Annotated in this window: 20 protein-coding genes, 2 tRNA genes and 2 pseudogenes; 13 read left to right on the top strand and 11 right to left on the bottom strand. The window is 56.0% G+C overall.

Features of this window, described 5'->3' with window-relative positions; genetic code table 11:
* Positions 1–35: 35 nt before the first annotated feature.
* The 6 genes from Q1K70_RS00530 (at position 36) to Q1K70_RS00505 (ending at position 4673) form a co-directional block, all read left to right on the top strand.
* Positions 36–122: transfer RNA gene (locus Q1K70_RS00530), tRNA-Leu, on the top strand.
* 124 nt (positions 123–246) lie between these two features.
* A complete protein-coding gene (locus tag Q1K70_RS00525) occupies positions 247–591 on the top strand; it encodes a hypothetical protein (protein ID WP_300154246.1) in 345 nt (114 codons plus the stop codon).
* 53 nt (positions 592–644) lie between these two features.
* Positions 645–1136 (top strand): hypothetical protein, encoded by a 492-nt coding sequence (locus tag Q1K70_RS00520; protein WP_300154243.1) that lies wholly within the window; start codon positions 645–647, stop codon positions 1134–1136.
* Between the two features lie 65 nt (positions 1137–1201).
* Positions 1202–1825, top strand: a complete 624-nt coding sequence (locus Q1K70_RS00515; RefSeq protein ID WP_300154241.1) for an HAD family hydrolase — start codon at positions 1202–1204, stop codon at positions 1823–1825.
* Between the two features lie 25 nt (positions 1826–1850).
* On the top strand, positions 1851–2876 hold the full coding sequence (locus Q1K70_RS00510) for an integrase (RefSeq protein ID WP_300154238.1): 1026 nt from the start codon (positions 1851–1853) through the stop codon (positions 2874–2876).
* A 489-nt stretch (positions 2877–3365) separates the two neighbouring features.
* Entirely contained in the window at positions 3366–4673 is a 1308-nt protein-coding gene (locus Q1K70_RS00505; protein ID WP_300154237.1) for a hypothetical protein, read from the top strand.
* A gap of 34 nt (positions 4674–4707) precedes the next feature.
* Here the strand turns inward: Q1K70_RS00505 and Q1K70_RS00500 are convergent, their stop codons facing one another.
* The 6 genes and pseudogenes from Q1K70_RS00500 to Q1K70_RS00475 form a co-directional block, all read right to left on the bottom strand.
* Positions 4708–5793 (bottom strand): hypothetical protein, encoded by a 1086-nt coding sequence (locus Q1K70_RS00500; RefSeq protein ID WP_300154234.1) that lies wholly within the window; start codon positions 5791–5793, stop codon positions 4708–4710.
* Positions 5786–6454, bottom strand: coding sequence for a hypothetical protein (locus Q1K70_RS00495; protein WP_300154232.1), 669 nt, complete (start codon positions 6452–6454; stop codon positions 5786–5788). The genes Q1K70_RS00500 and Q1K70_RS00495 overlap by 8 nt, the downstream gene beginning before the upstream one ends.
* A complete protein-coding gene (locus Q1K70_RS00490; RefSeq protein WP_300154228.1) occupies positions 6447–8453 on the bottom strand; it encodes an AAA family ATPase in 2007 nt (668 codons plus the stop codon). Before Q1K70_RS00490 ends, Q1K70_RS00495 begins: the two co-directional genes overlap by 8 nt.
* A 229-nt stretch (positions 8454–8682) precedes the next feature.
* Entirely contained in the window at positions 8683–8961 is a 279-nt protein-coding gene (locus Q1K70_RS00485) for a hypothetical protein (RefSeq protein ID WP_300154226.1), read from the bottom strand.
* 3 nt (positions 8962–8964) lie between these two features.
* The gene (locus tag Q1K70_RS00480; protein WP_300154223.1) at positions 8965–9495 is read right to left on the bottom strand and encodes a hypothetical protein; all 531 of its coding nucleotides are present in this window, start codon (positions 9493–9495) and stop codon (positions 8965–8967) included.
* 100 nt (positions 9496–9595) lie between these two features.
* Positions 9596–10003 (bottom strand): annotated as a pseudogene (locus Q1K70_RS00475) (relaxase/mobilization nuclease domain-containing protein); the annotation flags it as partial.
* On the opposite strand from Q1K70_RS00475, the gene Q1K70_RS00470 reads away from it, so the two are divergent.
* A complete protein-coding gene (locus Q1K70_RS00470; protein ID WP_300154335.1) occupies positions 9917–10354 on the top strand; it encodes a hypothetical protein in 438 nt (145 codons plus the stop codon). The pseudogene Q1K70_RS00475 and the gene Q1K70_RS00470 sit on opposite strands and share 87 nt — an antisense overlap.
* A 17-nt stretch (positions 10355–10371) precedes the next feature.
* Here the strand turns inward: Q1K70_RS00470 and mobC are convergent.
* From mobC to Q1K70_RS00455, 3 genes and pseudogenes are all read right to left on the bottom strand, one after another.
* Positions 10372–10452: pseudogene (gene mobC / locus Q1K70_RS00465) on the bottom strand (plasmid mobilization relaxosome protein MobC); the annotation flags it as partial.
* Between the two features lie 346 nt (positions 10453–10798).
* A complete protein-coding gene (locus Q1K70_RS00460; RefSeq protein WP_300154221.1) occupies positions 10799–12190 on the bottom strand; it encodes a DUF3987 domain-containing protein in 1392 nt (463 codons plus the stop codon).
* Positions 12187–12474, bottom strand: a complete 288-nt coding sequence (locus Q1K70_RS00455) for a transcriptional regulator (RefSeq protein WP_300154219.1) — start codon at positions 12472–12474, stop codon at positions 12187–12189. The genes Q1K70_RS00460 and Q1K70_RS00455 overlap by 4 nt, the downstream gene beginning before the upstream one ends.
* A gap of 516 nt (positions 12475–12990) precedes the next feature.
* On the opposite strand from Q1K70_RS00455, the gene Q1K70_RS00450 reads away from it, so the two are divergent.
* The 3 genes from Q1K70_RS00450 to Q1K70_RS00440 all read left to right on the top strand — a co-directional run bounded on the left by Q1K70_RS00450 (position 12991) and on the right by Q1K70_RS00440 (position 14079).
* A complete protein-coding gene (locus tag Q1K70_RS00450) occupies positions 12991–13293 on the top strand; it encodes a type II toxin-antitoxin system MqsR family toxin (protein ID WP_300154216.1) in 303 nt (100 codons plus the stop codon).
* A gap of 1 nt (position 13294) precedes the next feature.
* Positions 13295–13717: a type II toxin-antitoxin system MqsA family antitoxin gene (locus Q1K70_RS00445; protein ID WP_300154213.1), complete on the top strand. Its 423-nt coding sequence runs from the start codon at positions 13295–13297 to the stop codon at positions 13715–13717.
* Between the two features lie 246 nt (positions 13718–13963).
* Positions 13964–14079 (top strand) — tRNA-Leu (locus tag Q1K70_RS00440).
* 110 nt (positions 14080–14189) lie between these two features.
* Here Q1K70_RS00440 and Q1K70_RS00435 read toward each other — a convergent pair.
* Both Q1K70_RS00435 and Q1K70_RS00430 read right to left on the bottom strand, forming a co-directional pair.
* Positions 14190–15233, bottom strand: a complete 1044-nt coding sequence (locus tag Q1K70_RS00435) for an acyltransferase family protein (RefSeq protein WP_300154210.1) — start codon at positions 15231–15233, stop codon at positions 14190–14192.
* 271 nt (positions 15234–15504) lie between these two features.
* Positions 15505–16155 carry a redoxin domain-containing protein gene (locus Q1K70_RS00430; protein ID WP_300154208.1) on the bottom strand — a complete coding sequence of 217 codons (651 nt, stop codon included), beginning with the start codon at positions 16153–16155 and terminating at the stop codon, positions 15505–15507.
* 253 nt (positions 16156–16408) lie between these two features.
* Here Q1K70_RS00430 and Q1K70_RS00425 point away from each other — a divergent pair, with 253 nt between their 5' ends.
* The 3 genes from Q1K70_RS00425 (at position 16409) to Q1K70_RS00415 (ending at position 19678) form a co-directional block, all read left to right on the top strand.
* Entirely contained in the window at positions 16409–16756 is a 348-nt protein-coding gene (locus tag Q1K70_RS00425) for a hypothetical protein (RefSeq protein ID WP_300154204.1), read from the top strand.
* Between the two features lie 124 nt (positions 16757–16880).
* A complete protein-coding gene (locus tag Q1K70_RS00420) occupies positions 16881–17183 on the top strand; it encodes an SH3 domain-containing protein (RefSeq protein WP_300154202.1) in 303 nt (100 codons plus the stop codon).
* Between the two features lie 464 nt (positions 17184–17647).
* Positions 17648–19678: a methyl-accepting chemotaxis protein gene (locus Q1K70_RS00415; protein WP_300154199.1), complete on the top strand. Its 2031-nt coding sequence runs from the start codon at positions 17648–17650 to the stop codon at positions 19676–19678.
* Positions 19679–19887 lie beyond the last annotated feature (209 nt).

Below are 19887 nucleotides of genomic sequence, written 5' to 3'. Positions count from 1 at the left end.
CGCCGGGGGCCGTTGGGGCAATAGAGGCGCTGCGTGCCCGAGTGGTGGAATTGGTAGACGCCAGGGACTTAAAATCCCTTGTCCTTCGGGACGTGCCGGTTCGATTCCGGCCTCGGGCACCAAAAATTTCAATGGGTTACTGACTCGGTCAGTAACCCATTTTTCGTTATATTGATTTTTTGCTCCAATTTTGCTCCACTCGCTCCAGAAAAAAGTGGAGCAAAAAGTCTGACGAGGAGCAACCCCATGGACATAGCCAGTTTGGTAGGCGGACTAGGGATCGGAAGCGTGCTCACGCTGTTTTTGAAAGAGTACTTTGACAATAAAAAAATCCTTTCAAAGCGTGCTTTTGACGAAAAGAGAGATGCTTATGTAAGTTACCTTGATATTGCGGCGCGCTCTCAAATAATGCCGGAAACAGAAGCGATTTGGGCAAGGACGTCGGCAATTGAACGTATTAAATTATGTGGAAGTGATAATGTTGTAGAATTGTTAAATATAGTTTCTAATACTCCTCCAGATTCTCCTCGTGATAGTGTGAATGCACTTGTCCAGGCAATGCGTGAAGATCTTTTCCCTAAAGCCAAATAACCTTTCTTTGTTTTTATTGACAATAGTCTAATTACCGATTGATGGAATTTATTATGCGCATTGCCGAACACGAAAAGCGTTGCAAGCGGGAACTTGGTAAGCCGTTCACCAAGGTACATCATTTTCTCGATCAATTCGCCTCGAAATATTGCATGAGCATGGCGCATCGAATGATTCTGCATCACCGTCTGGGAGTGGAGGTTGTGGGCCTGGAATTTGGTCCTGACGCTAAGGAGGCGGCCCGGCTCCATATCCGTGATGATCTCTGGGGGCTGCTACCTACCGGCCCGGAGTGGTTCCTGGCGCAGGAGGTCTTCCTCCCTAAATCCGGCCAGGAGAGCTCCATGGAGGCCGACATGCTGGCCTTGCTGGGATATGCGCCGGACTTCAGCCGCACCTGGGTGACCGATTGGCATGCTCCCATGTTCAAATGTTCCTGCGGCTTTAAAGGGCCGACACTGGATGGCGTAGGACAGTGCCCTTGGTGTGCCATGCCCAAGACGGAACGCTTTGCCATGCTGTTGCGAAATCTCCAATCGCCCTAACGGAAAACTTGAGGAGCTTCGCCCGGCTGGTCCCTCCGCTGATGGCTGAAACCCAGGAGACGTGTATGGAGCCACGACAAATCAAGGGCGTGCTCTTCGACGCTTTCGGCACCTTGTGCCGCATCGAATCCCCCCGGCTCCCTTACCGTTCGATCATGAAGCGGTGGGGGAGCGGAGCGGCCGATTGCTACCAAGCCATCATGACGCGGGATGCTTCCTTGGCGGAGCTCGCCAGGGAAGCCGGGTTGTCCCGGGAGGAAGCCGCTCTCCTTGAAGCGCATGTGGCCGAGGAAACGGACTCCATGCGTCTTTTTCCCGAGGTGCCGCAAACGCTCCAGACGCTCCGTAGGCAAGGCGTCAAGATCGCGGTGGTCTCCAACCTCGCCCAGCCCTACGGCGCGCCATGCCTTGAGCTCCTGCCCTTTGAGCTGGATGTTTGCGCTTTTTCCTATGCAGTTGGCGCGCGCAAGCCCGAGGCGCCGATCTACCGCTATGCCTGGGAGAGGCTTGGCTGTGCCCCCGGCGAACTCCTCATGGTCGGCGATTCGCTGCAAAACGACTATCAGGCTCCCCGCGATCTTGGGCTTCCCGCTTTATGGCTCAATCGAAAGGCCGACTCGCTTGAGGGCGAAAATGGGCATGTTGTCCATACCCTTCAGGGCATTCTTGGCTACCTGGGGATCGGTTGAGATTCGACTTTTCCAAGGAGGCAGCATGGCAACCATACGCAAGCGCGGTCCATCGCAGTGGGAAGCCCGTATTCGCAAGCGGGGCTATCCAACGACGTGCAAGACCTTTGACACCAAAGTGGAAGCCGAGGCCTGGACCAAGGACATCGAAACGACCATGAACAAGAGCCTCTTCGTGTCCGCCAAGGAGGCCGAGCAATATACGCTTAGCGAGTGCCTTGAGCGCTACATCGAGGAGTATATCCCGCGCCTCAAGCATGCCAAGCGGGAAACCGACCGGGCCAGGTTCCTCCAAAAGCGGACCCTCGCCCATCGGATCATGGCCACCATCCGCGCCCGTGATATTGCCGACTTTCGGCGGGAACGCGAAGCCGAAGGGGTGAGCGGCAACACTATCCGTCTGGATTTCGCCCTGCTCTCCAAGCTCTTCAACTACGCCCGCTCGGATTGGGGCATGGAAAGCCTGCAAAACCCCGTGGAGCTGGCCGCCAAGCCCAGGCCCGCCAAAGGCCGCGACCGACGCCTTGAAGAAGGGGAGGAAGAACGGTTGCTGGCTGCGGCTGCGCCCAGGTTCAGGCCGGTCATCCTTTTTGCCCTGGAAACCGCCATGCGCCGGGAGGAAATCGCCAGCCTACACAGGAAAAATGTCAATCTTCTAGGCCGATACGTCCTCATACCTGAAACCAAGAACAACGAGGCCCGGACAGTCCCCCTTGCGGAAGGAGCGTTGGCTGTCCTGCGTGAACTGCCACGGAACTTTGATCAGGGACCTGTGTTTGGCCTGACGGCGGACCAGATTACGGCGTCAATGAGATATGCGTGTAAGCGGGCAAAGCTCGAAAACTTGCGGTTTCATGACCTACGGCACGAGGCTACCAGCCGTTTTTTTGAGCTCACGGATTTGGACGTCATGGAGATAAAGGCTATTACCGGGCATAAGACGTTGCAGATGCTGGCGCGGTACACGCATTTACGGACGGCGCGACTGGCAGATAGGCTGGCGGGGATGAAGCGGGGGGTAACGAGAAATGATCGCATCATCGTCGGCTGAAGGCTGCCAATAACCTGGGGGCATGGGCTGCGATTGTTGGAAAGGTATTGCTAGGAGAGCGATATGCTTATCACTAAGCATGAGCGTCATAGCTTGAGGGAGTTGGGAAATCCATTTACAGAGATTCATGAGTGGATGGATCAATGTTATGAAGTTGTGGATAACGTGGCGCATCGCGTTGCCTGCATCATCGCTATGGTATTGAGCTGGGTGTTTCTCTGTTTGGTGAGTCAGCGAGGAGGCTCTTAAGCTGCACGTCAGGGATGATTTTGTGTTTATATCAGATACTTATAGAGGTGTTGCGCAGATGATGTGCGGTCAATGTTTTTTTAACATTAATTGAGATTGATATTTTAAGTTCTATTGTCGGCGAGTTGTGGCCGAATGGTGGAAAGCTATGGTGGTGAAATTAATATATTGTCTTGTGGATTGTAAAATATTTATATATAGTTTGCTTGGCTATAATACTCTAGGTGGTGGTTTTTAGAAATGTCAACTCGTCAAATATATTCGAATAAAGATATTAGCTCCCTGCATATATCGTTCGAATCGTGGACACAAAAGAGGGCGGTTTCGACACTAGGTTCAAACGTTGGTTCTGAAAAACTACCGTTTCAAACATGGCACCACTTCAAGGAAGCGTATACACCAGAACTGGTCGCAAAGGCTGTGGTGGGCTCTAAGCGCGATCTCTTGCGCTGTGTCGATCCTTTTGGGGGATCAGGCACGACAGCCTTGACTTGCCAATTTCTGGGTATTGAGCCCGTGACTATTGAAGTTAATCCATATCTAGCCGATCTAATCGAAGCAAAACTTTGTGTATATGATAGTGATAATTTAGCGCGTAGTCTTGGAAGAATAGTACGTTTCATGCATTCTGCCAAGGCGTCATGTAAACGATTGGCCGGTCTGCCCTCGACATTTATCGAGTCTGAAAATAAGGATAGATGGATTTTTGACAGACCAATTGCAAATAGAATAGCGGCTTGCCTCGATGCAATTGATGGATTGTCGAACCCTGTTCATCGCCGCTTTTTTCGTATGCAATTGGGAGGGATGTTGATTCATATTAGCAATGTTGTTGTTAATGGCAAGGGACGTCGTTATCGCCAAGGATGGAGTACGCGATTTATTTCAGTGGAAGAGTTTGATAAAATTTTTTGTGAACGTTCACAAAAAGCTATTGTTGAGGTTCATGCACATCGTTTTCGGAAGGAAAAAAATTATACATTAATTAGGGGTGACAGTAGGCAGGCTGTTGCTGCGATTGGGGAGATCGATGGGGCAATTTTTTCGCCACCGTATCCCAATTCGTTCGATTATACTGATGTCTATAATGTAGAGCTATGGGTTCTTGGCTATTTGAGTAGTGCGCATGGAAATCGCGCGCTGCGAGAATCAACACTTTGTTCCCATGTACAGGTGAGACGAGAGTTTCCATCTGCCCCTGCGGAATCCAATCAATTAACGATGGCGCTCAAGCGGTTGACTAGTGTTCGTGGTGATCTTTGGAACCCATGGATCCCTGAGATGGTCGGAGGTTATTTTTACGACATAAAACTGATCTTCGAAGGACTTCACGCGCAGTTGGCATCAGAAGGGGAAGTATGGGCCGTCGTTGGCGACAGTCAATATGCCGGCATTCTCATTCCAACAGCGACTATTCTTGCGGAACTAGCGCCGACGATGGGGTATGCGGTTGTCAATATTGAATCATTTAGATCTATGAGAGCGTCTGCCCAGCAAGGGGGGCAGGAGAAGCTTGATGAAGCATTGATTGTACTGAGGAAAAAATGAACACCAGGTAGCCTTGAATGGTAAGAAGGTACCCTTACGAGGGCTCCTTTGGTGATGTATTTTCCACCAGCCAGTCTCGAGCGGCATCTGGTGTAGAAAATAATGGCCAGGCCCAGAATTCAATGCCAAGTTTTATGGCGATTTTGCATTTTTTTTCTGAGTGTTTATGAAGAGTTGGGCTTGGTCGCATGTCATAGCAGCATAGGGCTGAAAATTTTGCGTGATGCTCATGTCGATAGGCAAATGCTTGTTTAAAACCTTTTAACACAGCTTTTTTGTTCATGTTGTCCGAGATTTCATGACCAGTATGAGTAAATTTTTTGACGACTTTCAACTCTAGTATGGCATGAATTGTAAATTTTGATGGCTCAAGTGGGTCTTGTTCAAGAATAGATAGATCATATCTTCCGAATACGCCAGTTCCTTCGCATTTAACTTGAATATTTCCTAGCGCTTCAGCGAGACAAATCTGTAAGATGCTTTGAACACCTCTCTCGGCTTGTTTTATTGGATAACATTTTATTTTGTTTTCCCAAAGATCGTTCGATGCAAATGATGCAGTTGGTGTCAATAGATGTCTGTTGTGGATTCGGTCTAGAAATGATTTTAGACTTCTTTCGTCTATAATCTGTCCAACGAAACGAATGTCTGTGCAGTTGTCCGGGTTCTCTACCCCTTTAGGATAAAAGCGAAAAGTTTTTTCGCTCGCAGATACATCGTAATAGATAGCTGGTTGCTCTCCTGAATTTAAGGTTCGCGAAACGTAGGTAAATAGTGAGTCGATGTCTATGCCTTCAGGAATAGAGGCTCCGTTGCTGGAGTTCATTGCTGAAGAGCCAAACCATATTTTCCCCGAGACATCGACAACTCCAAGGCTAAAAGTATGCTCCCGTTTAAACTCTACACCACTATCAATAGGGGGGCGATTAAGAATGTACATGGAGGGCGCTGAATGGAGGCCTTCTTTGTCCCTGGCGTATCGGAGGCCAAGGATTTTTGCGACGCTATGGAGGAAATGTGCTTCCTCAGGAAGGTTTTGATAATATTGGTTTCCGATATAATTTTTTACCGTTGCATTCAAATCGTCACTTCCCCAAAGGCCTAGTCTTATGTTATCCATGGCTTACTCGTTTAAAGATATGGTCAACATATATATCAATTGTTTCAGCTGGATTTATACTGTAGCCGGAGAAATTTCGTATTTGGTCAATGGCCTGTGAAGTTGCGGTGTTGTCAGTGCTTAACCACTCTCCAAGGTCGATTACTTGACCAATATCCACGGCAGGGTCCCCGTAAGTAGCATCTTCTTTCATCGAAGTGGGGACCTGTTGGTCGGATAATCGCGAAAATGCCTGCACAACCTCACGGAAAAATATGAACATTAGTTCTTCATCAGGGAGTTCGCGCAAAGTTTTTAGGATTTGATCAGTTTTTTGTAGCTCTAGACTGATTTTTGGTAAAAATACTGGATCCCCTTTGTCGGAAAATCCTTTTTCCAGTGCGTTAACTCGAATGAGCCCCATCCCGATGAGTCGATTGGTATCTTTCTGTAGGAGTGGATAGTAAGGGGCGGTCGATTGTTTTAGAACTTTCCCGTCCATTGCTTTGAGATTCCAGGCTGGGGATAAGGCTTCAGCGAGATATACTATTACATGCAAAGATGTGGTTATGATGGGTGCTAATCCTACCCAATGACAAGCATCAAGTATTGATAATATTCTCAACCAGCGTCTGAGATCGTCAACAGGCCCTAGCACCCTGGGGATAGGTAGCCTATCCATCAATCCCTCCAGCCATGAGTATCTTCTTTAGCTCCATTTCATATTCAAGTCGATTGTTGCGCACAGCTGCAGTCGGAGTGGCAATATTCATGAGATTTATGAGGCGTTGTGTGTGGTCGTCTGAAGGGATGCCGTTCTTGATCATTTCTGGTATTAACTGCCCATCAATCAAATTTGATGTAATTATTAAACGGTTATTCGAGTCATGTTTGCCAAATCTGCAAAGTACGCTGGCAGCTCTTTTTACGAAGAATGCATCTAGCGAAGATTCTGGCGCATCGATTACCAGTGATCCTCCGGCTCCGTCGCCGGCAACCTGAATCAAGGCCATACGAAACGCCAGATCGATAAATTCTCTTTGACTCTCTGATACGGTTTCCGGCCCGTTTCGAGGTGTTCTACCTGTAAAATCTGAGCCACTCATTTCGAGATTAAATGCAGGGAAAGCAACAGAAGCTATTCCTATTTGGCCCAGCCTCGTTTTTGTTGGTGACCATTTCAGTTGGGCATCCTCAAAAAGAAAGCCACTTGCATATTCTGAGAACGCATTTTTGATCGCTTCAGCATGTTGAAGTATTTGAGTGTTTGCTTGGTCAACTAACTCCTTAAATGAGTCTGAAAGCATGTTTAATGTAGCTTTGTCACCAGTTAATGCCTCGTTGAGAGCAGAAAGTTCCCTATGCGCCTCGGCCTGCTTCTCATCACCTTTGGGTAAAGCCTTCTCGATGCGGCTGATGTGCTTAGACCTTTCTGCGATGGCAGCGCGTATTTCAATGAGGCGAGTTGCTACGGAATCATATTGTTTAGAAATGTTGCTAAGTTCTGATTTCAAATTATTTACTCGGTCTGTATCTAGTATAAAATTTTTATGTTGAATTTGTATTTTTTCTTTTGAGAAGGAAACTACATTGTCATGCTCTGGTTCAGTCGTTAAATCGTTTCCGCACACAATACACTTAAGATTGGTAATGCGTGTTGATAGCTCCTCTGCCGTTGACTTTGATTCATTCCCGCAGACAGCGCATTGGTCTTGTGCAAGGAGTACCGAGTAGAGGTATAGCGCCGTCTGTTTGTCAGAAGGAAAGTAATTCTTGAGTAGCGCCAGTTTCTCTGATTCAATAATGCGTGCGGTGTTGTCGGCAGCCATCTCTGCAGCTAGCAAGTCTTTTCTTAGTGCATGTCGCCTTTTGTCCAGATAGTCGATATCGGAAACAAGCGTTGTATACGCTCTTTCGTCTTCTTCTTGAAGCTTTGTCAATGAAACTAGTTCAGTACGCAATGAAGCTTCGTCACCAAGAGCTTTGTTGTTGGTTGTGATACGTTTCCTTAGTCGGTTGAGTGAAGCCGTGTCGTTTCGGTAGCGGCTGTCCAATGCTAAAATATTCCTTTCCTTCTTATACCAATTTTGAGCTTCTTCCGGAGAGAGAAACATCATTCGAAAAATGTGTCGTTGTGCAGAAGGATCCCAAACTAACTCGCGTCTGTCCTCGAAGTAGAAAACCATGTGCCGTAGCAAGAGGAGCCAGTCGCCAAAGCTAGACATGCCTGAAATTTCTGGCAGCATTTGTTGGTATACGGTCTCATCTGTCCCAATGTCGACTTTGTCACAGTGAAAAGTAACAAGTTTAAGGTTTTTAAGGTGCCGTTTAATTGTCAATCTTTTTTGACCTATAGAAAGTCTTACTGTGGCGAATGCATTGGTTGCCAAATCTTGCACGCGGTTTGCAAACATGGCGACATCAACAGCATTTAACGGTTTTACCTCCAAAGATGCGCCGCCCAATTCGGTGGCATCGAGAGCTGTACGAGACAAATCATGTGTGCCAGACAGCATGCGGTAAAGGATGGTAATTAGTGTTGTCTTTCCTAAGCCGTTTGCGCCAAGAATTAACGTCAATCCTGGTTTGAAATTAATATTGATGCCTTGTTGTGTCTCCGTGCCTGGGTATAGCCCATAGTTGCTAACCTCTAATTGCTCAAAAACGGGGAAATTAATCATCTTCCCATTCCTTCATTGTAAATGGTAGGCACCGGCTTTTATGTATCCTTTTTCGCCCAGTGTGCTCGTCATTGTAAATCAATAATTGCTTATAGGCTAATCCTATGTTCTCTTCTGGTCAACAAAAAATATGCTCCCCTATTACGGGTTGCCTTCCGATTGTGCTTTCTATCTTTTGGCATGTTTTTAAAATGTTAATGATATTCGGTGTTTTCAATAATCTGCATTTCTAATCGTTTTTCTCTCTGGAGTTGATCTTTTCCAACCACCTCAATAGCTGCCCAAAGTTCTTGTATATATCGATCAAGCGTTCTAAGTGCTGTGTATATTCTTGTTGCTGAATGCTTAAATGACTGACCTGTTTCTGAAGGAGGCGTAAGGTGTCTGTGTGAGCCGTCAGTGATAGCTCCTGTTCGGTAATAGCCTTTGCCTGCGCTTCTTGTTTCTGGCGAATCTCCTGTTCCAACGCGATCAATGTGGCGGTGAGTATGCTTTCGATCTCGGTCATAGTCTACTCCACTTTCACAGCTTGCTGTTTTCCCACCGTCCAGCCTGTGTGAGCCGATGTCTTCGGCGGCAGAACAATGAACCGTCCATCCTGGTTCTCCAGGAGTTTCAATCCCCAGGTCCGCTTTTCCAGTTGTCCGACGGTGTTCTCCAGGTCGGCTTTGTTCGCATTGAGGCTCTGAATCTCGTCCTGTAATGCCGTGAGCCTGTGTGTGAGCATAGCCATCACGCCCCAGCCGCCCAAGGCCGCCCCGGCCAGTAGGGCCATGCTCAAGAGCAGAGCTTGCAGCCACTTTCGGCCGAAGGTCCAGCTCAGGGTTTGGCAGCGTGAGACGATGCTCTCTTCCAACGTCCCAAGCTTTTCCTGGATAGCGGCTTCGGTTGTATTGAGCGCGGCGGCCGACGACTGCCGCAAGCTCTTGCTCAAGGCGTCGAATTGGTGCCGGGTCAGGGCTTCGAGCTCCTGCCGGTCCTGTTCGGTCTTGGCCCGCATGCGCTCGGCCAGGGAGGCCAGCGAGTTGCCAGTGTTCGGCATAGATTCCCCCTTTGAGGCGAAGCTTTTCGCCGCTGGCTGGGTCTTTGACGGTGATGTAGTCCTTGCCCGCCCTGTTAATCTCCAGGTCGGCCTCCCGAAGCGCCGCAAGAAGCTCGGAGCGGTTTGTGACCTGTCCCTCTTCGATCTTCATGAGCAGGAAGGAGTGAACGGCGTCCTTGGCCTCCGCGCGTTCGTCCTTGCCGGGCGTAGCCCCCCACCGAATCAGACGGGCTTTGTGCAGGTCCGCGTGTTCCGGCGTTCGCAGGCGGGCTCTGGCCGGATCGTCCGGCCTGGCCCAACCTTCGCGGTGGTTGTGCAGGTCCCGGAACACGTCGAAGTGTTTTTGCCAGCCGGGCGGGCAGGGATTGAAGGCCTTGCCGCTTGAGAGTTCCACGCGTGGGATGACGAAATGGAGCTCATGATGCCCAGCATGGTGATGCCTCACCCAGAGGATGTTGCGCTGGTCCGGCTCCAGACCGGCAAAGGCCACGGCTTCGAAGTCGTCCATGACGCGCGTTTCCTGCTTGGGCGTCACGACTTCGTCCGGATGCCAGGAAAGGACCCCGGCCGTGAACTTCCATTTGGTGTCCAGGGAGTCGATCAGGTCTCGGGTCAGCTCATGATCGCCGCGCAGCACCACGGGCGGATGCTTGTCCCGGTCCGGGTAGTCCAGACGCACCAGGTAGCGTGTCGGCCCATCCCCGGCCCCCTGCCCGTGCGGGAAGACCTTCATGTACATGGCGTCTCCCTGAAAGCTTTTGACTCCATGGAGGAAGAGGATTTTTGCCGCTCGTCTTCTCCCGCATCTGGGCCGCGTTTGAGGGACCTCTCGATGCTCAAGAGGACTGCCAAGACCTGAATGGCCTCTGCCCGGCTTTTGTACGTGTTGGCCCACCTGGCCAGTTGATTCAGATTCGCCCCCGCCCGGGCGAGCTGGCGAACGTGCTCCTTCTCCATGGGTGTTTGGCGAAGGCGGTAATCCAGGACGCGTTGGCGGATGAAATCCGTCACGGTCTGGCCCTGGGCTTGCGCCTTAGCCGTGATCGCTTCCTTCTCAGCCGGGGTGACGCGAAGCTTGATCCAGGCTGTGCGGTTTGGGGCTTTTCCTTTCATGGCGTCACCGGCCTTGATGCCTTTGGCAGGGGTCGAGGGGGGTGTAGCCCACCCGCCAGCCCCGCTGGGGGCACCGCGACAGCGTGTGGCCCCAGAGGGTAGGCTGGCGGTGCGGACATGCCGCCGATGTGCGCGGGCTTTCCGCAGCAACATACTGATGGCGAATAAAGCGAAATAAGCGAAATAAGGTTCACGCGAGACTCCGCCTTTTTTCGCTTAATTCGCTTTTTTCGCTTAATTCGCGCAGGGCCAGAGTGATCCGGGGACGGCCCGCGTTTTTGACCTTGGTGATGGTAATGCGCTGTTGTGCTTCGAGTTGCTGCAGCAGGGGTTTGAGGCGGTCGCGGGGGACATGCCTGCTCAGGACGCTGCTCAGTTCGGTGGCCGTGAGCGGGCCGGCCCTGAGCGCTTCCAGGATTTTATCTTCCAGCGGGTCCGTCGCCCGGTCTCCGAAGATGTAGCGCGCCGAATCCTGGGCATAGCGCCACATGGCAAGGGCCGCTTGCAGATGGGGCTCCTCGATTTTCCCCTGAGCATCCAAGAGCGCATAGAGGAGAGCTAGGCGGAGGGTCTGGGCTTCGGCCCGGTTGATTATGCTCCCGGCCAGTCCCGTGTGCTCCTGAGAGAGCTCTGGGTAGACGTGTCGCCAGAGCTCCAGGGCGTTTGTTGTCATGGTCATGACGCCGCGTTGCTGCGCATGCCCCACGCACCGCCAGAGCTCACGCTGCAAGGGCGCAAGCTCGGCGTCCGGCATCCGTGAAGGCAGGGCAACCAGTTTCGAGCGCCGGGCGCATATCCAGAGGAAACGGTTGCCGAAGCCATTCACGGCCTGCACCTCGCCCAAACACACGGCGAGTTCCTGCATGGTAATGTGGGCGATGATGCTGATATGCGCGCCGCGCACCAGGACGGGATTGTTCTTGGTCAGGGGGGCATAGTCGCCGGAGTCCCAGAAACTACGGATGCCCATGGAGAGTGTGTTGCCTTCCCGTTTGATGCAAGCAAAGGCGCTTGCTAACTCCTCGTCCATGATGACGAGCCTTTTGTCTCCCTTTTCGCGGACCGGTTCGGCGGGGTTCTGTCGCTGCCTTCGTTCCCGCTCCTCGTCGCTTTCGTCGCGCACATGGTGGGCCAGGCCTTCCCCTGTGGAGAGCGGGCCGCCGCTCTCCCTGGCGGGCAAAGGGACGCCCCATGTCTTCAGGTCGATGGGCAGGCAGTGTTTCCGCTCAAAGAGCTTTGTCACGGGATGCCGGGAGGTCCCTTTGCGGGCCTTGCTGGAATTGCCGCAGATGACGGCGAAGAGTCGCGGTGGGTGGATGGTTTCGCCCACATAGAGGTGTGGGCCTCGATTGGGCGCGTAGCCGTAAACCTCCGCCCCGAAGCGCACCAACGCGGTGATGCAGACCGCCGCCGGATCGGCTTCGCTGTCGCGTGTCGCCAGTCGCACGAACTCGCCCAGGATGCCTGGGCAGGCGTCAAACGAGAATCGAGGCCATTCCTTGAGGGCAAGGTCATCAGGATCGTCGGTTGTGGCACCGATCTGCAGCTGAGCCCGGGGCAGCCCCCGGATTGCGCTGCTCATTGCTCATCCCCATTTTTCCGTTCCGATTTTTGCGGTCGTCCGCGCCGTTTAGTGGGGGGCTTTTCGAGGTTGCGTTGGGGATTCGCTTTTCCGCCGGCTCGATCGGTCTTCTCCTGGATCCAATTTTCAACGAGAGCTGGGTTCCAGGCGAGGCGGCGACCCAACTTTATAGGCTGCGGCACAGCGTCGAACTGCTTTCGGGCGAGATGCCCGTGGATTGATGCTGGAGTTTTTCCAAGAATTATGGACATGTCTTCGATGTAGTAAAACATTTTTTTGACCATGAGTACTCCTCGGTGTCTGTGCAAATTGTGAGTACCCAGGCATAAACACGATTCTGAAAATAGTGTCAAGTTGACTGAAATGCAGTTATGTCAATGTATGTCAACGTAGAGTGTAGTTGTGTCACTGAATGTCATTGTATGGTATAGTTGAAGGTGATTGCCGTATAAGTCGTTTTCGGAAAGTTAAATATTTCTGATGGATAGCGAGGTGAGGGGAAAATTTTGAATTTTATTTTCCTTTTATTTAAATAATTTAGATCTATTCTCGCTCGTCAGGATGCCTGCCGACGGGGAGGAGGGGGCTGGTTTTGAAACAGCGGAGACTACCCCCCCCCTTGCGGATGTCAGACGTGCGCCTTTGGAGGCTTCAGGCTGCGAGGTGGCTGGGACGGTTTACGCGCCAATGTCAGGAGTCGTTATTTGCGCGGGCGCGGGGGGAGGCTGCGGCGACAATGCCCCTGCCCCGGCCGAGGCCGATGGCCTTGACAGAAAGTACCTTTATGGTAACTTTTCCTCATGGAAAAGCGAAAGCCGACGTATGACCTGGGCTCTTTCCAGGATGCGGCGAGAAGGGGCGAGGTCGCCGTGACGAGAACCGCCGCCCAGGCAGCCCAACGCCTCGGCTTCGATTACGATGGCATGATGGCGGTCATTGAGAGCATGAGCCGCAGGCACTTTTACAAATCCATGACCGCCTACGCGGACAACGCGGCCTGGCAGGATGTGTATCATGTGCCGACATCCGCCGGGATTTTGTACGTGAAATTTATGGCTGGAAGAATTTCGGCCTTTGATCTGCTCTCTTTCAAGGAGAAATAGCATGGAAACCAATCCCATGTGCCACGAGGACGGAACTGAAATGGTCCGTGACGTGAGGCCGGTGGAATTTTCCTACAAGGGACAGGCAATGACTGTCGCCATGCCCGGATGGTATTGCCCGACATGCGGGGAAGGCCTCTATACCCGTGCGGACATGAAGGTCTCCGACCGGGCACTGAACGCCATGAAGGCGAGGTGCGAGGGGCTGTTGGACGGCCCGCAGGTCAAGCGCATCCGCAAAAAGCTCGGGCTGACCCAGGCGGCGGCCGGCGACCTCATCGGCGGCGGCCCGAAAGCGTTCACCAAGTATGAGAAGGGGGATGCCCTGACCAGCCGGGCCGTGACCAACCTGTTGAAGGTGCTGGACGCCGTGCCTGACGCGCTCACGATCCTTCGGGAAAATCAGGGGCGCCCTTCCTGCTGATGCTTCTTGGCGTCCTCCTTTTTCATCCTCCTGCAGAAAGGGAACGGCGTCGCAGTGCACACTACGGAGTGTGCTTGCCGGCCAGCCGCGAGCTCTCCCCGGGATTGGAGGATCATTCCGCCAAGGCCGGAAGCAATGCAAATTTCTCGTCGGTGGAGCAAAAAAAGTTGCTCCAATTTGCTCCAATTTTGCTCCACTCGGTCTGGAAAAACGTGCATTTCCATGAAAATTCGTGAGTGTTCATCTGCCTGATATTATTTGAATATTTGTGGTAACGCATGGTTAAAATTGAGCGATTTTTGAGACTTAAAATCCCTTGCTCCGTGAGGGGCGTGCCGGTTCGATTCCGGCCTCGGGCACCAGGAATCAATGGGTTGTCGATGCGTTCGGCAGCCCTTTTTTTATGCACTACGCAAGTTGTTGCATTACGAGCGGGTGCGGCGAAGTCTCCTCCGTCGCTCCTCTTCGCCCGCTACCCCTTGAAGAACAGGCGCAGCCCCGGCGTGCGTCGGCCGAGGAAGTGCAGGGCCAGGCAGGCGGCGAAGGCCAGGGGGGTGTGGACGAAGATGCGCATGGGCAAGGTCGTCGGGCCGATAAGGCGCGAGAGCAGGGACAGGGCCAGGACGTGGTAGATGTAGACGGTAAACGTCGCGCCGGAGAGGCGGCGCAACGTCTCCGGCAAGGGAACGCGCTCCTGTTGGCGCGCCCATTGGAAGGCGCAGGCGCTGTAGAGCACGAGAAACGGCGAAGGGCCTTCGTAGAAGCGCAGGTCGAGGGCTCCGCGCGCGGCCGTGGCGGCCGCGGTCAGGGCCGCCGTGACCGCGACGCCGGCCACGGCCCCGGAGGCGAGCAGTTCCCAGGGCAGGCGGCGCGCTTGCCGGAACAGGGCGTGGCCGGCCACGAAGTAGCCCGTGTGGCGCACGAAAAGCATGTTGTCCACGGGCAGGTTCCAGCCGATGGCGTGCAGCCAGGGCTCGGCGAAGCAGAAAAGCAGCCACAGGCAAAGGAAAAGCCACAGGTTGCGCGGCGCGGCCACCATGGGGCGCAGCAGCGGCGCGACCAGCGCCAGTCCGAGGAAGGTCCACATGAACCAGAGATGAAACCCGATGCTCAGCCGGACGTTGTACAATACGCCGGAAAGCAGCGGGCTGGCGTCGCCCTGGCCCAGGGCCAGCAGCTTGTAGGCGACGAGGCCGCCGAGCAGGGCCATGCCGTACCGCCTGGCGACGTCGGTGAAGTAGCTTTTGAGCGAAACGACGTCCCGGCGCAGCAGAAACGCGCCGCTGATCATGAAGAAGACGGGAACAGCTTCGCGCGTGGCGGCACTCAGGACGTTGGCTACGATCCACGACGGCGAGCCGTCGTAGTTCTCGACCCTGTAGACGAGGGCATGCAGCAGGACGACGGAAAAACAACAGACGACCTTGAGCAGGTCGATGCCGTGGTGCCGGGGCGATGCATGGGACATGGCGGGGAGGGCGCGCTTTTCTTCGGGGAGCGGCAGAGTGCGTTCCATGGAGCCGATCGCCCTGGCCGCGTCGCCGCGGCCGTTTGGCGCGCCGTATCCGGCCGTGCACTAGTCCATCGCGGCCTCGCGGTCAAACGGCCGCGCCGGCGCGTACCGAAAAAAGCCCCGCCCCCGGCGTGGCGGGGGCGGGGCTTTGGTGAAGTCGGGCTTTGCCTTGGGGCCATGGCGCGAAACACGCGCGGGCATGTTTCGCCGCCGAGGCATCCGCCGGACGGCTTTCTCTCGAACGACGCGGCCGCGCCGCCCAAGGGAGGCCGCGCTAGGGCATTCCGCTTAAGGATTCGTAGACGTTGCCCACGAGCTTTTCCGAGGGCGTGAGGGTCTTGGCCCCGGGGGTCCATTTGGCCGGGCAGGCCTCGTTCGGGTGCTCGCGCAGGTGGACGCTGGCCTGGCACTTGCGCACCAGTTCGTCGGCGTTGCGCCCGAGGTTGTAGAAGTTGACCTCCTTGGAAACCAGCACGCCGTCGGGATTGATGATGAACGTGCCGCGAAGGGCCAGTCCCGTCTCCTCGTCGTAGACGCCGAAATAGCGGGAAATCTGGCCGGTGGGGTCGGCCGCCATCTTGAAGCGCACGTTCTCCAGGAGCTTCTCGCTGTTGCGCCAGGCCAGGTGGGCGAACTCGGTGTCCGTGGACACGGAGAAGATCTCGAAGCCCATCTTGTCCAGCTCCTCGTGCCTGGTGGCCAGGTCGGCCAGCTCGGTGGGGCAGACGAAGGTGAAGTCGGCCGGATAGAAGACCAGCACGATCCACTTGCCGGCCTTCTTGATCTCCTCGGTGGACATCTCGCCGAAGAAGCCCTCGGCGGGATCGTAGACCTTCATGGTGAAGTCGACGGTTTCCTGGCCGACGGCGGCCTCGGTCACCTCGACGCAGCATTCCTCGTCGTATTCATGATCGTGATCGTGCATGGGGTGAGACCTCGTTGTTAAGGTTGTCGGGCAAAACCCGATGGGGGCATTGCACCAGTGTATGGACCGCCCGGGTACAAAAGGCAAGACGCGCGGCACGCCTCTTCCGGCAGCGGCCTTCCCCGGCCGTTTGGAGCCGGATCAAGCCGTTTTTTCGCACGGGTCCGTTGGCGCGTCGCCGTATGGACAAGCCACGCCGGACCCGGTAGCCTTGACACACGCCGTATCCCGGGCTCGCCCGTAGGGAGGAGACATGCTCAAGCCGGTCCGTATTCACCTGGCGATCGCGGTCGCGGCCGCCGCCGTTTGCCTCTGGCCGTCGCCCGCGCCGGCCCAGCAGGTCGATCCTTACGGCGACTGCTGCGTCGCCCGCGTGGCCATGAACGCGTACAACGCCTGGACCGTCATCTGCGGCTCGTGCGCCGCCAATCCGGGCCAGTATCCCCTGAGCCAGCCGGACCCGGCCAAGCTCGTCTACATCGGCCCCGGCGGCGTGTCCGCGGACAGCCCCTACGACGCCGCCCGGGCCGTATGCCAATGCCCGTCCCAGGACGCGCGGCGGGAGCGGGAAAAGCGCATGCGCACCTACGAAGGCAACTAGCCGTCGGGCCGATCCTGGGCCTAATATGATCTTTTTTATCCCGTTCGGCAATAAGAATGATTCCTGTTCTCGGAAATGTCGCAATCCCTTGCCGCCTGCCGGCAAGGCGAGCCAAGGAGGGAATATGATTGGCAAGATGCGCCGCCCTGCCATGGCGTTGTTCCTGGTCGCCGGTCTGGGCCTGCTGGGCGGCTGCGCCGGACGCGAGCGCGCCGACGCCCCTGTCGATGCGGCCACGGTCCAGACGGTGCGGGCCGCGCTGCTCAACCTGCTGGAGTGCCCGAGCCAGTCCTGTTCGGTGGTGGAAGACCTCCACGCCGGAGACAAGGTGGCCGTGCTCACGCCCGAGATCAACGGCTGGTACGAGGTGCGCGATCTCGCCACGGGCCGCCGGGGCTACGTGCTGGCCCGCTTCGTCGGGCGCTAGCGTCATGTCCTCGAGGCAGCGCATGCGTTGTTCGAGGACACCAGAATAATATGACTAGTTTTTCTTGAAACACACGGTCGTATTTGTTGCGCGAGGCAAGGCGAGTGTGGCGTCGCCGGCTGCCTTCTCCTGATCTCTGTCTGACCGCCGCGGCAATTTTCCTTATTTCCAGACGGATCGAGTCCCCTCGGCCTTCCTGCTCGAGCCCTCCCGGCAATCGGAGGGCTCGCGGCGGGCGAGCTTGCGGCCAGGGTTTCCTTCTTGTGACGCGGCCGGCCGGCCGCGGTTTGTGAAAAAAAAAATTTTCTTTCTGAAAATTATCAAAAATCGCGATTCTCCAGGCCTCCAATGCTAGGCATGAGTTTGATTTTTACGTATAATGTTGTCAATTTGTAACCGTTCGCCGCAAGTGTTTTTTTTCACAAAACATTCCCGACTGTCGTGCCGGGAATTCGGAGGTGCCCATGCGACTGACGCTGACCGGCAAGATCATCGCCTTGCTCCTTTTCACCGTCGGCCTCCTTACCCTGGCCATCTCCCTCACCGTCCACCTGTACCTCTCGGAAGGCCTCAATCACATGAGCCAGCAGGAGATCAACAGCAAAGCCGATGCGGTGGACTACATGCTCAAGGAGACCAGCCAGGAGGTCAAGGGCGTTACCTTCCTCCTCGCTTCCCGCCCGGACGTGGCCGCCGCCATCGTGGCCCGCGACCGGGTCAAGCTGACCGAGATCGCCAAGCAGGCCCAGCAGGAACTCAAGATCGAATTCGTGACCATCGCCGACGCCGAGGGCGTGGTCGTGGCCCGCAGCCATTCCGACAAGGTCGGCGACTCCGTGAAAAACCAGATCAACGTGCAAAAGGCCCTCAAGGGCCAGATATCCATCGGCATGGAGGAGGGCACGGCCGTCAAGTTCTCCCTGCGCGCCGGCGCGCCCGTGTCCGAGGGCGGCAAGATCGTCGGCAGCGTGACCGCCGGCATCAACCTCTCCTCCAGCAACGCCTTCGTGGACGAGATCAAGAAGGTGCTCGACGTGGAGTGCACCATCTTCTACGGCGACACCCGCGTGGCCACCACCATCGAACGCGACGGCAAGCGCGCCGTGGGCACGCGCATGGACAATCCCCTGGTCCTGGAGACCGTGCTGCAGAAGGGCTCCCGCTTCCTCAACATCAACAAGATCCTCGGCCGCGACTACAACACCGCCTACTGGCCCATGACCGGAGCCGACGGCAAGATCGCGGGCATGCTCTTCATCGGCCGCGACCGGGCGGCCATCGCCGCCACCGAGCGCACCATCCTCTATTCCGCCCTGGCCGCCTCGAGCGTGGTGGCCCTGGTGGTGCTGGTGGTCGGCTTCTTCACCGCCCGGGGCATGACCTCGCCCTTGCGGCGCATCATCGACGTGGCCCGCAAGGTCTCGCGCGGCGACCTCGACGCCCGGCCCGAGGGCAGGTTCTCCGGCGAAATGGCCGATCTGGCCGGAGCCCTGGAAAAAATGGTCCTGGGCCTCAAGACCAAGATCGCCGAGGCCGAGGCCATGAGCCAGGAGGCGGGCGAGGAAGCCAAATGCGCCCAGGTGGCCCGCGAGGAGGCCGAGAAGGCCCGGGGCATGGCCGAGGCGGCCAAGCGCGAGGGCATGCTCGAGGCGGCCGAGAACCTGGGGCTCGTGGTCGAAAGCATCATCGCCGCCTCGGGACAGCTGGAAAACCAGGTCGAGCACGTGCGCGACGGGGCCGACCACCAGCGCGACCGCCTGCGCGAAGTGGTCGAGGCCATCGCCCAGATGACCTCCACCGTCCTCGATGTGGCCAAAAACGCCTCCCGCGCCGCCCAGTCCGCCGAGGACACCAAGGCCAAGGCCTCGTCCGGCGCGAACGTGGTCGAGGAATCCATGCGCTCCATCGACCGGGTCAACGCCGTGTCCACCACCCTCAAGGAGGCCATGCGGGCCCTCGGCGACCAGACCCAGGCCATCGGCCGCGTCATGTCCGTCATTTCCGACATCGCCGACCAGACCAACCTGCTGGCCTTAAACGCCGCCATCGAGGCGGCCAGGGCCGGCGAGGCCGGGCGCGGCTTCGCGGTCGTGGCCGACGAGGTGCGCAAGCTCGCCGAAAAGACCATGACCGCCACCAAGGAAGTGGGCCAGGCCGTGGTCAGCATCCAGCAGTCCGTGGCCGGCAACATCCACAACGTGGACCAGGCCGCCTCGGCCGTGTCCGAGGCCACCTCCCTGGCCGGCAAGTCCGGCGACGTGCTGCGCGAAATATTGGCCCTGGCCGAGGCCAGCGCCCGCGAGGTGGCCGGCATCGCCGCCGCCGCCGAACAGCAGTCGGCCGCCGCCGAGGAGATCAACCGGGCCATGAACGAGGTCAGCGACGTGGTCGAAACCACGAGCTCCGGCATGCACGAATCCGCCCAGGCCGTGCACGCCCTGGCCGATCTCTCCGGCGACATGGACCAGATCATCGCCAAGCTGCGAAACGCCTAGCGGCGCGCCCCGGGGGCGTGGTGTGGCGAGGCGAGGCGAGGGGAGAAAGGCATGCCTCCGGCGGCCGGGGGGGATGATCCCCCCCGGTCCCCCCCGACGGAGCGGGCGGGGAGGCAGGTGGGAACGGCAGGCGGCGGGGCGTCGGTCGTTGTGGTCTGGGAAATGGGCCGGGCGACGCAGGCCGCAAAGCCGGCCAGCACCGCCCGGCC

Origin of the sequence: Solidesulfovibrio sp. (genome assembly GCF_029978005.1) — a bacterium.
In the GTDB taxonomy this organism is placed as follows: Bacteria; Desulfobacterota; Desulfovibrionia; order Desulfovibrionales; family Desulfovibrionaceae; genus Solidesulfovibrio.
Note: the sequence above shows the minus strand (reverse complement) of the source record. Positions and strands in the feature narration are given on the sequence as shown.